The 11138-nt window shown below is 57.6% G+C and carries 8 protein-coding genes and 1 pseudogene; 3 read left to right on the top strand and 6 right to left on the bottom strand.

The window, feature by feature from the left end; all coding sequences use genetic code 11:
• A pseudogene (locus tag GM79_RS12635) lies at positions 1-350 on the bottom strand (ISLre2 family transposase); the annotation flags it as partial.
• A gap of 131 nt (positions 351-481) precedes the next feature.
• Between GM79_RS12635 and GM79_RS12630 the strand changes: the two are divergent.
• Positions 482-949, top strand: a complete 468-nt coding sequence (locus GM79_RS12630) for a hypothetical protein (RefSeq protein WP_035564397.1) — start codon at positions 482-484, stop codon at positions 947-949.
• A 46-nt stretch (positions 950-995) separates the two neighbouring features.
• On the opposite strand, the gene GM79_RS12625 is transcribed toward GM79_RS12630, so the two are convergent.
• Positions 996-4445: a UvrD-helicase domain-containing protein gene (locus GM79_RS12625; RefSeq protein WP_035564395.1), complete on the bottom strand. Its 3450-nt coding sequence runs from the start codon at positions 4443-4445 to the stop codon at positions 996-998.
• A 312-nt stretch (positions 4446-4757) separates the two neighbouring features.
• On the bottom strand, positions 4758-5168 hold the full coding sequence (locus GM79_RS12620) for an acyl-CoA thioesterase (protein WP_035564392.1): 411 nt from the start codon (positions 5166-5168) through the stop codon (positions 4758-4760).
• A gap of 158 nt (positions 5169-5326) precedes the next feature.
• Here GM79_RS12620 and GM79_RS12615 point away from each other — a divergent pair, with 158 nt between their 5' ends.
• Positions 5327-5521 (top strand): cold-shock protein, encoded by a 195-nt coding sequence (locus GM79_RS12615; RefSeq protein ID WP_035564390.1) that lies wholly within the window; start codon positions 5327-5329, stop codon positions 5519-5521.
• Between the two features lie 522 nt (positions 5522-6043).
• Positions 6044-8107: a DEAD/DEAH box helicase gene (locus tag GM79_RS12610; RefSeq protein WP_081867733.1), complete on the top strand. Its 2064-nt coding sequence runs from the start codon at positions 6044-6046 to the stop codon at positions 8105-8107.
• 248 nt (positions 8108-8355) lie between these two features.
• Here GM79_RS12610 and GM79_RS12605 read toward each other — a convergent pair whose 3' ends face one another.
• The 3 genes from GM79_RS12605 to GM79_RS12595 all read right to left on the bottom strand — a co-directional run bounded on the left by GM79_RS12605 (position 8356) and on the right by GM79_RS12595 (position 11062).
• Positions 8356-8802 carry a PA2169 family four-helix-bundle protein gene (locus GM79_RS12605; protein ID WP_035564388.1) on the bottom strand — a complete coding sequence of 149 codons (447 nt, stop codon included), beginning with the start codon at positions 8800-8802 and terminating at the stop codon, positions 8356-8358.
• A 63-nt stretch (positions 8803-8865) separates the two neighbouring features.
• Complete coding sequence (locus tag GM79_RS12600; RefSeq protein ID WP_235184058.1) at positions 8866-10140, bottom strand: NAD(P)/FAD-dependent oxidoreductase; 1275 nt, start codon at positions 10138-10140, stop codon at positions 8866-8868.
• 40 nt (positions 10141-10180) lie between these two features.
• A complete protein-coding gene (locus GM79_RS12595; protein ID WP_072008613.1) occupies positions 10181-11062 on the bottom strand; it encodes an NAD-dependent epimerase/dehydratase family protein in 882 nt (293 codons plus the stop codon).
• Between the last annotated feature and the right edge of the window lie 76 nt (positions 11063-11138).

The following is an 11138-nucleotide window of genomic DNA, read 5'->3' as shown; positions in this document are numbered from 1 at the left end:
TCAAGGCGGCAGCCTGTTGGTAGACCTCGAATTGCCCTAAAAAAACCAGCTTCTCCTGGAGGTAGGGGCTGATGCCAAACCCGTTTGGGTGCACGCTAAAGGCCTCACTATTAGCTACTTGGATTTGGCCAAAGCGCGTCATCATCTTTTTTTTTACGCCGGTCGGCTGGCACGGAGCCCATGTTGCGCTCCAACACTTGACGGCCCAATTCCAGCCAGATGGCTTCAAACGACTTCTCGTAATCGTAGAAAGTCGGCGCGGTCCCGAGGGCCTGCAAATCGTTGTATTTTTGCTCGGCCAAGGCGAGATATTCGGCTTTGCTCATGGCGGTGGTGGGGGAGGTAGGCATGACACAAGTTACCAATACGCCGCGACAATTTGAATTGCACCCCCCCGGCGTGTGAAGACACCGAGGGTTCATGAAGCTGGATTATATCTTTACTGCCTCGCAAATAAACAGCCCTTCTCCACACGCTTTTCATGAAACGCTTTTACATAATTGGAGTCCTAACTTTCAGTGCAGTGGCACTATCCGGTTGCAACATTCAGGAGAAACAGGAGAAGATAAGTAAGGCTGAAAAAGATGCAGCCTATATCATGGCTAATCTAGACAAGCCCGAGGTACTTACCCATTTTCCAGCAGAGTCATTTTCTGGTAAATCAATGGAAATGGTGAAGGCAATGGTGAGCGAAGTAGGTCCTAAATGTGACTGGTCAAATCGTAATGGAAAATTTGTAGATTTTTGCTCTATCTCTAATAACGGAAATAGCAGCATTGCTTATATCTACGAGTACTTTCTGAAATGCGACAGCCTGCGGTTCGTTATGCTTTATGACTTAGAGCCTAAAGAGCCGCGACTAGTTAATTTTCAGGTTGAGCCATTAGAAAAACCAAATCCAATGATTATTTATCCTGAAAAGCAACTGCTGAATCAGAAGAAGCAATAATTGCTCAAAAAGGCAATAGCATGGCTACTGCTTTTTATAGCTTTCATCACACCTCCACCACTTCCCCCGTCCCGAAATAATAGATAACCCCGCGCACCTCCGCGTACCCCAGCTGCTCGAATAGCGTGGCGTAATTTCGCAGCAGCTGTTTGTGCTTCTGTTGCGGCGGGGGCAGCCGGAAATCCAGCAGCGTAACCCGGCCGCCGAGGCGGTGGTGGGCTTCGAGGGAGGGTTCGAGCACCACGCGGTCGGGCTTGTAGTCGCGCAGCTTCACGCCGCCCACCAATATTTCGCGCTCCGTTTCCACGCTCAGGTGCGGGGCGAAGTAGGGCGCCAGGCGCGGGTCGCGCACCAGCGTTTCCAGGCTCTCGACCAGCGCGGGCCGCTCGCGGGCGCTCAGGATGCCCTCGGCCACGAGCTGGCTGGCTACCCGGCCCACATCGGCCGCCGTGAGCAGACGGCGCAGGGCAAAGTGCAGCTTGCGGTCCCACTCGGCCTGAGCCTTTTGCTCGTCAAAATCGAATAGCGTACTCGCGTGCCGACGCAGTTTGAGGCGGTCTTCCCAAGGCGCGGCGGCGAGGTTGGTCAGTTCATAGCTATTAGCTAATAGCTGTTGGCTAATAGTTTTTTTCTCGGCGGGGGTACCTTGCGACACCACGAAAGACACCTGTTCCTGCTGCCACTGGCCGCGGCTTTGGAGGTAGCCGTGCAGCAGGTCGGCCACGGTGCGGGCAGCGGCGGCGGGCGCGGCGGCATCCAACTCGTCGGTTTTGGTGGTTTTCTTGTCTTCCGGCCGCTTGCTGATAACGTAGAGCCGGTGGCGCGGCCGGGTGAAGGCCACGTACAGCGTGTTCAGCCCTTCGAGGAAGGTTTTCTCGCGCTCCTCATCATATTGTGCCCCCAATACCGTCTGCTGAATGCCCTTGCTCAGGCTCACCACCGCCACGTCGGGCATGAGTTCGATGGGCTTCTGGCCCGGCTCCAGGTGTCCCCACAGCAGGGTGCCCCGGTGCGGTTCCAGGCTCCAGTCGGCAAAGGGCACAATGACCACGCCGTAGGCCAACCCCTTGGCTTTGTGAACGGTGGTAATGGTGATGGCTGCCCGTCCGCCCGGCGCGTTGATGCTGATGCGCCCCTTGCGCTCCTCCCAGTGCGTGAGGAAATTGCCCAGATTGTTTCCGAATTTCAGGCTGTATTCCAGCGTCAAGTCCAGGAAGCGGAACAGGTATTCGCTCTCCCCGTTCCGCCCCAGCAACCCGAACAGATTCAGCAGCCGCTCGGCCAATTCGTAGAGGCCCAGGTTGCCGGTTTCGGCCTCGTTCACATCGTAGCCCAGCGCCCGCAGCTCATCAAAAAACGACGTGCCGCCCGCTGCATTCGCTACGTCGGCAATGTGCCGCGCCCGCGCTGGCGTAGGCGCAAGGCCCCGCACCACTCTGTCTACCAGCAGCAGGGCTTCGGCCCGCGCCAGCGTGTTGGCAGGCTGGTGTAGCACCCGCAAAATGCTCACCAGTAGGTTCACCACCTCCGCGAATTCCAGCGCCAGCGAATCAGCCGAAATAATGGCGTATCCCCGCTCTTTCAGGAACTTGGCAATGATTTTACTGGCGTAGCGCGTGCGGCACAGCACCGAAATATCGGCTAATTCGTAGCCGTCGCGCAATGCCTGCTCCACGAGCTGCAAGGTGAGATAGCAGGTGCTTTCATCGTAGTCAAGCAGCGCCTCTGCCGCGTGGCCGGGAAGAGTTTCGGCGGTGTATGCGCCGGCCGCCGGGTCGTAGCGCAGGGCGGGCGCGTCTTTTTGGGTGAAGAGGAGTTCGACGTGGCCGGACACCTCATCTCTCCGGCCCCCTTTTCCGGTGGAGAGGGGGCCGGGGGGTGAGGCGACCCGTCCGGGCGACCCCGGCACCTCCTGCCCAAAATGCGCGTCATAAATGCCAGTTACCAATTCTAAGTCAGTGTGCCGGGCACTCACCGCCTCAAAAAAAGAATTATTAAACGCAATAATTTCCGCCGCTGACCGGTAGTTCACCTGCAAGGCCCGTGGCTCCAGCTTGCCCCGAAACGCCTCATAGCGCCCCCGTAGCAGCTCGCGCATCTCCGGCTCGCGGGCGCGGGCTGCCAGCGCCTCTGTGTCGCCTTGATGCAGCCGGAGAATCTGCTCCATTTCGCCCCCGCGCCAGCGGTAAATAGCCTGTTTGGCATCGCCCACCGCCAGGCTGCTGTGCCCGTTGGCCAGCGTGTTTTCTACCAGCGGCAGCAGGTTGTTCCATTGCAAAACGGACGTGTCCTGAAACTCATCAATCAGAATGTGCTCGTATTTCTCGCCCAACCGCTCATACAAAAACGGCACCGGTTCGGTGAGCACAATGCTGGCAATGCGTCGGTTAAATTCCGAAATCAACACCACGTTCCGCTCGCGGCTAATCTGCTCCACTATTTTATTTAATTCGCTCAATAGCGAAGCGTGAAATAAATACGGCTGCATGGCCGTCAGCAGTGTGTAATTCGACAAATACTCGGCGCGCATTTTATTCAGCGTGCCCACCAGCGCCGTCAGCGGCTCGCGCACGGCATCCACGCGGGCCTTGTCGGCCGGCGATTTTATCTTTCCGCCGTGCCATTTATCCTCGGCCAAAGTTTTACGCACGTAGCTATTCGGCCCGGCATCGGCTTGCAACAGCGCCACGCCTTTCTGCACGTACTGCCCAATACCGGTTTTGCCGTAGTACAGGTCGTCCACGCTCACGTCAGCCTCCTTCAGAATTGCTGCGCCCACCTCCCGCGTCTGCGCAAATACCGCCTCAATCTCCGCCCGCCGTGCCCGGATTTCCTTGTCCAGGCGCCGGAAATCGGCCAGACTCAACCGGTCCAGCTGCGCCACTGCCTCCTGTACGGTCTCATTAAACAGCACCCGCCCGAAGCCCGCCAGCTCCTCCGGTAGCCGGCTCCAGCTCTTGCCCTCGTCGGCCTGCCCCAGCGCATATTCCGCCAGCGTCTGTGACAGCAATTTGCTGTTCGGGTCGCGGTTCACCTTGTCCAGCAGCGCCGCCACGGCACTTTGCAGCACCGCATCGGTATCCAGCTCCACCTCAAACGTGGCCGGCAAGCCCAATTCGCGGGTAAAGGCCGTCACAATCCGCTGCACAAACGAGTCAATCGTGCTCACCCCAAAATCGGCGTAGTGGTACAGTACCAGCCGGAATGTGGCCGCTGCCCGCCGCCGCACTTCACTCGCCGGCAGCCCCAGCTCCGCCGCCACCTCCGCTAGCAGCGCGTCCGGCTTGCCCGTCGGCGGGTAGGCAAAATTTCGCAGCGCATCCACAATGCGGTGCTTCATTTCCCCCGCCGCATCGTTGGTAAACGTAATGGCCAGCACCCGTTTGAAATACGCCGGGTCATCGGCCCCCAGCGCCAGCAGCAGGTATTCTTTCGTTAACTGATAGGTTTTGCCGGAACCGGCGGAAGAGGAGTAGATGCGGAAGGAGGGAGGCATGTATGTTTATAAGTAGATTATTTTCAATATTAGCTAATTCAAACCTCGATGGCATTACTTGTACTACCGGTGCTTTTTGCTGTTGCATTCATTTGCTCGATGATTTTTCTAATTGTTGGAAGCGTGGTAGCCAGGATTTTTGGAATTATCAAGGTATACAGACCAAATCTGTTTACCCTGATTTCTCAAATTTCGGCGGTGTTTGCAATCCTATGTGTAATAGGTTTTATTATTCGTTATGAGTGGCTTGCTTCACAAAACCTTCTGATAAATTAGTGGGTCAGTAGGAGGAAGCGGGTTTGATTCAACTTTTCAATCCTTTTTCAGCCAATTCACCATCTCCGCCGTCACGCGTACCGGCCGGCCGCTTTTCGGGTCGAGCAGCACCCAGGTGGTTTCGGCCTCGCACAGCAGCACGCCATCGGCGGCGCGGGTGAGGCGGGTGTAGCGCAGCGACGTGGCCCCGCTGGATTCCCCCACCCAGGTGGTGCCCCGCAGCGTCTCGCCCGCAAAAGCCGACTGCAGGTAACGAATCCGATGCTCGCGCACCACCCAGATAATCTTTTCCTGAAATTCCGCCGGGCAGATGCTCAGCCAGTGTGCCCCGGCCACGTCCTGGACCCAGCGCACGTATTCCACGTTGTTGGCGTGGCCCAGCGCGTCAATGGCGCTATCGGGAACCTGAAATTCGTGGACAAAAGCGTGAGCGGGCGCGTCGGGCATACTGTATAGGTAAGGAGGAGACCGGGCAAAGGTCGGCACGCATTGAAAAAAATACCTATCAGCTTGCTCATTTGGAAATTATGCCTATCTTTGACGCAACCTAAGAAACCAAGCCACGGTGGCCCAAAAGCTTAGGGAAACTCCACAACACAACCACCATGCCCACCGGAACGGTAAAATTCTTTAATGAGACCAAAGGCTTTGGTTTCATCAAAAACGACGAAACTGGCGAAGACATTTTCGTACACATCAGCGACCTGCAAGTAAGCTCGATTCGCGAAAACGACAAAGTTCAATTTGAAGTAGCCCAAGGCAAAAAAGGCCCGAACGCTGTTAAAGTGTCGCTGGTTTAGTCCTGCCCTGACTTTGTAATAAGAAAGCCCGCCTCTGGCGGGCTTTTTTTATGCCCAGTGAAGAGCCATAATGCTAAAAGACCGTCATGCTCATCTGATGTCCGCGCAGCCGTAGCATCGTTACACTCATACTCCTTGCAATAGAATCTCCTCTTAAGCAGCCGCGCAGGGATAACCATAATTTCAAGCCGTCATGCCGAGCGCAGCCGAGGCATCTCGCTTGCTTCGTTGAACGGTGCGAATGAGATACCTCGGCCGCGCTCGGCATGACGGGTCAGAAGAGATGTCATAAAAATTACTTCATACACTATCTAGCTTTTTCAAAATAAAAATCCTACCTTTGCACCCGCATTTGAGGACGGCCCTAAGTCCGCGCAAGCCTAAGAGAGGCATAACGCATTGGCCGCATAGTTTATTGGTTGTTTTTCCCGCCTGATTGTGACAAGGTAGAAGGAGGGGAAACGTCGCTGAGTACGGCTGTTTTCGGAGCGAGTCTCTTACCCCTTACCTTTTTCCACATTCATGGAAGCTGAAAAAATTGTTGTTCGTTTTGACGAACTGAACCTCTCTGAGGAAGTACAACGCGCCATCACCGAGATGGGCTACGAGGAAGCCTCGGCCATTCAGGCCGCCGCTATTCCCGTACTGCTCGCCGGCAAAGACGTAATCGGCCAGGCCCAGACGGGTACCGGCAAAACCGCCGCCTTCTCCATTCCCGCCATCGATAACATCGATACCGAGAGCAAAGACGTGCAGGTATTGGTGCTCTGCCCTACCCGCGAGCTCGCGGTGCAGGTTTCGGGCGAAATCCAGAAGCTGGGCAAGTACAAGCGTGGCCTGATGGTAGTTCCCATCTACGGTGGCAGCCCTTACGACCGTCAGCTCCGCGCTCTGGAGCGCGGTGTGCAGATTGTTATCGGCACCCCCGGCCGCATCATGGACCACATCGAGCGTGGCACCCTGAAGCTGGAGAACACCACCAAAATCATTCTGGACGAAGCCGACGAAATGCTCGACATGGGCTTCCGTGACGACATCGAGTTCATTCTGAGCAAGATGCCGAAGGAGCGCCAGACGGTGTTCTTCTCGGCCACGATGAGCAAGCCCATCATGGAGCTCACCAAGAAGTACCAGCGCGACCCGCAGGTAGTGAAGGTGAACCACAAGACGATGACGGTGACCAACATCGAGCAGAGCTACTTCGAGGTGCGCGGCCCCCAGAAAAAGGATGTGCTGACCCGTATTCTCGATATGTATAACCTGAAGTCGACCATCGTTTTCGCCAACACCAAGCGTATGGTGGACGAAATCGTGGCCGACCTGCAAGCCAAAGGCTACTTCGCCGAAGGCCTGCACGGCGACATGGGCCAGCAGCAGCGCCAGAACACGCTCGATAAATTTCGCAAGTCGACTATCGAAGTACTAGTTGCGACTGACGTAGCCGCCCGTGGTATCGACGTGGACAACGTGGAGGCTGTATTTAACTACGACCTTCCCGCCGACGAAGAATATTACGTGCACCGCATTGGCCGCACGGGCCGCGCTGGCAAGTCGGGCAGAGCCTTCACGTTTGTGAGCGGCCGCGACATCTATAAGCTGCGCGACATCATGCGCTTCACCAAGGCCGACATCAAGTTGGCGCAGGTGCCGTCGTTTGCCGATGTTTCGGAAGTGAAAACTACGCTGTTCCTGAACCAGATTAAGGAAATCGTGGAGAAGGGCAACCTGGAGAAATACGTGGGCCGCGTGCAGCGCCTGCTCGACCAGAGTGAGGAAATTACCTCGCTTGACATCGCCGCCGCGCTGCTGAAAATGACGATGAAAGAGGACAAGAGTGCTCAGCAGAGCCTCGACGCCAGTAAGGCCGCCGGCCAGGCGCGCCCCGGCTATACCCGCTTGTTCGTAACTATGGGCAAGAAGGACCGGATTCACCCCCGCGACATCGTGGACCTGATTTCGGAGTCGAGCAACCTGACCGGTGCCAAAGTGGGCGACATTGCCCTCTACGACAAGTTCAGCTTTGTGGAAGTGCCTTCGGAGTATGCCAATGAAATTGTAGAAAAGCTCGGCCGCACCAGCATCCAGGGTACGCCGGTTAGCTTCAGCATTGCTACTCCCGTGCAGGAAGGCGCAGCCAAAGAAGAAGGCTTCAACCGCACCGGCGGTGGTGGTCCTGGCGGCTTCGGCGGCGACCGCGAGCGTCGTCCCTTCAGCGGTGGCGAGCGTCGTGAAGGCGGCAACAGCTACGGTGGCGGCTACAAAGGCGGTAACCGCGGTGGCAGCAGCTACGGCGGTGGCGAGCGCCGCGAAGGCGGCAGCGGCTACGGCGGTGGCTACAAAGGCAACCGCGATGGCGGCGACCGCCCCAGCTACGGCAACAAGCCCGCTTATGGCAACCGCGAAGGCGGTAGCGGCTACGGCAACAAGCCCAGCTACGGCAACAAGCCCAGCTACGGCAACAAGCCCAGCTACGGCAACAAGCCCAGCTACGGCGACAAGCCCAGCTACGGCAACAAGCCCAGCTATGGTACTCCCCGCGAGTACGAAACGCCCCGCAAGCCTCGCAACGAAAGTTTCGACGAATAGTAAGTCAGATTTAGCGAATTAAGAGATATTGGCCGGGTTATTGTAACCCGGTCAATATCTACCGCTGCAACTACCAATTATTTATTACTTGTTGGTAATAGTTAGTGCGTTATTCTTAGTGTTATTTAAACGCAAAAAAGGACCCTCGATTATCGAGGGTCCTTTTTTGCGTTTAACAGGTCAGAGAATTAGATAATGCCAACGGCGGCGATTGAAATCCAGCTGACTTGCTCAACCGAGCTCCGGACTTACTTCGACGAGTCACGCAGCGCTTTGATGGTGTTGTGGGCTTCCTGCACGCCCTGGTACTGCTTTTCAATCACCGACTTAACGGCTGAGGGCAAGTCCTGGGCCTTCAGGGCGGTCTGGTAGGCTTTCACCGCGTAGTCTTCGCCGCGCTCGCACTCGTTGAGTACGGCCGTATTGTCTTTGCTGGTGATGGCGGCTTTCAAATCAATCCAGGCGCGGTGGATGGTTGCGGTTACGGAGCCGCTTTCGTCGGGCTTGAGGTTCAGCTTGAACATCTGGTCCTCGATTTCGGTGATGTACTCCGAACGCTGGGCCGCGTATTTTTTGAAGGTTTCTTTCAGTTTGGCATCCTCCACGTCGGTCATGGCGTCGGCGTAGCCGTTCTGACCGTCTTTGAGGGTTTCTACCAATTCGTTGAGCAGGGCTTGGGTGGCTTTGGCTTCCATTGGAAAGGGAGTAAGTAAAGTTGAAAAATTACTACCTCGTTTACTCCCTGCCCGCAGCTAAGGTTACAGCCCGGTGGCCGTTGGTACCGCTAGTGCTTGGCCGGCCAAAAAGCCCGTGGTCCAGGCCGCCTGGAAGTTGAAGCCGCCGGTAATGCCGTCGATGTCGAGAACTTCGCCCGCGAAATGCAGCCCCGGCATGCGGCGGCTGCCCATGGTTTTTAGGTCGATTTCATCAAGGGAAATGCCGCCGCAAGTCACAAATTCGTCTTTGTAAGTGGTTTTGCCGCGCACGGCCAGCGGGTAGCGGAGCAGGAGTTCCAGCAGGCGGTTCTGGGTTTTAGCCGGTAGGTCACTCCAGCGGGTTTCAGGTGCTACGCCGGCCTGCTCGGTCAGGCTGCGCCACAGGCGTTGCGGCAAACCGAATTGCGGATTTGCGGCTACGGTTTTCTTGCCGTTTTCCTGGCGAAACTGCTGCAGCCAGGTGCGTAGGGTTTCTTCCGTAAACGTAGGAATCCAGTTTATCAGGGCTGTGCCTACGTAGCCCAATTCATTGAGCCGCCGGGCGCCCCAGGCCGAGAGCTTGAGCACGGCCGGACCACTCACACCCCAGTGCGTAACCAGCAGCGGGCCTTCGTACTGCAATTTTTCGCCGGCCAAAACCACCCGGGCCTGGGGCACGCTCACGCCCATAAGCTCGCTAAGGGGGGAGTTGGGCACGTTGAAGGTGAAGAGTGAGGGCACGGGCTCGGCTACGGTATGGCCCAGGGCGCGCAGCCAGTCGTAGTTGGCGCTTTTGGGGTTGCCGCCGGTGGCAATGAGCAGGCGCGTGGCGTGCAGGGTGCGGCCGTGCTGGGCGGTGCCGGCCCCGCTGAGGTGTAGGGTGAAGCCTCCGGTAGCGGCGGCCCGTACTTCCTCGACCCCGACATTGGGCAGCAGCCGTACGCCGGCCTGCCGCGCAGCTTCTTCCAACGCTTGCGCAATGGTTTCGCTGGAATCGGTGGTGGGAAACATGCGGCCGTCGGCCTCCGTTTTCAGGGTAACGCCTCGCTTGGCAAACCAGGCAACGGTATCGGCTACGCCAAACTGCTGAAACGCGGCCTTGAGCTGCTTGCTGCCGCGGGGGTAGTGCGCCACCAGCTGGGCGGCCGTGTCGCAGGCGTGGGTCACGTTGCAGCGCCCGCCCCCCGAAATACGCACTTTGCCGAGGAATTTGCCCGTTTTTTCAAGTAGTACCACCTGAAGCGCGGGGTTGGCTTCGGCGCAGGCAATGGCCCCAAAAAAACCAGCCGCCCCGCCGCCGAGCACGGCCACGAGGGGTTGAGCAGCGTCAATTTTCACGGTGCAAAGGTACGGCAGGACGGCGAGCTGGCGGCCCTGGCTAACAGTGAGCCAGGGCCGCCAGCACGTCGTCGTGCTGGAATTGGTAAGGCACCAGGGTACGAACCGAGCTACTGTCAATTGTTTTACCGCTCACCTCTTGCTGCTCCCGCCTGAAGGTGGGCGCTTCCAGCGTCAGGTAGCGGGCGGCAGCAGGGTAAAAATCCCGCCGGAACGGATGCTGCGCGGCACAAACGTTGAAGGTGTGCCCCCATACCCGGTGCTCGATGATGCCCGAGAGCACCCCCACCGCATCGGTGAGGTGCAGCAGGTTGACGGGCGCATTGCCCTGGGCCAGGTCGCGGCGGCCGGCCAGGAAGCGGCCGGGTGCCCGGTCGGGCCCAATGAGGCCCCCCAGCCGCACCACCGTGCTTTTCCACTGTCCATAGCGGGGTACGAAATGGCCTTCGGCGCGCAATACGTCCGAGGCCGCGTCACGGGTGCTCAACGCATCGGCTTCGCGCATCAGGCGCGCCTCGTCGGGATATACGCTGGTGGAGCTCACGAAAATAACGTGTTTGGTGCCGGCCGCGGCAACCGCCCGGTGCACGGGGCGCAACAGCGCCGGATAGCCTCCCGCCGAAGAAGCACGGGGCGGCACATTCAGGACCAGCACATCGGCGGCCTGTAGCAAGCCATGAAGCAGTATTTCGGCGGGATTATCAAAATCAGCCCCCAGCCGCAAGAGGTGCGGCTCAATACCAGCGGCCTCCATGGTGGCAACTTGCTCGGGCGTGGTAGTGGTGCCCAATACGCGGTGCCCATTGCCAGCCAATGAGCGGGCGAGTGCCATGCCCAGCCAACCGCAGCCAAGGACTAATACAGTGGAGGAATCCACTCCCGAAACGGGGCTCGTGGAGCCCGCGGAATTGGAACTATTCATTTTAAATTACAAAGACTTTTTTGCATCAAAGTACGAAGGTGCGAAAAAAATAATTAAGCCTATATTCGACCTTCAT

It is taken from the genome of Hymenobacter sp. IS2118, assembly GCF_000715495.1.
Lineage (GTDB): Bacteria > Bacteroidota > Bacteroidia > Cytophagales > Hymenobacteraceae > Hymenobacter.
The sequence above is the reverse complement of the archived record's forward strand: the minus strand, read 5'-3'. Positions and strand labels throughout refer to the sequence as shown.

Coding starts and splice junctions, on each gene's coding strand:
- GM79_RS12605 (WP_035564388.1), bottom strand. CDS start 8,802: ATGGAAGCCAAAGCCACCCAAGCCCTGCTCAACGAATTGGTAGAAACC.
- GM79_RS12610 (WP_081867733.1), top strand. CDS start 6,044: ATGGAAGCTGAAAAAATTGTTGTTCGTTTTGACGAACTGAACCTCTCT.
- GM79_RS12625 (WP_035564395.1), bottom strand. CDS start 4,445: ATGCCTCCCTCCTTCCGCATCTACTCCTCTTCCGCCGGTTCCGGCAAA.
- GM79_RS12630 (WP_035564397.1), top strand. CDS start 482: ATGAAACGCTTTTACATAATTGGAGTCCTAACTTTCAGTGCAGTGGCA.
- GM79_RS12620 (WP_035564392.1), bottom strand. CDS start 5,168: ATGCCCGACGCGCCCGCTCACGCTTTTGTCCACGAATTTCAGGTTCCC.
- GM79_RS12595 (WP_072008613.1), bottom strand. CDS start 11,062: ATGAATAGTTCCAATTCCGCGGGCTCCACGAGCCCCGTTTCGGGAGTG.
- GM79_RS12615 (WP_035564390.1), top strand. CDS start 5,327: ATGCCCACCGGAACGGTAAAATTCTTTAATGAGACCAAAGGCTTTGGT.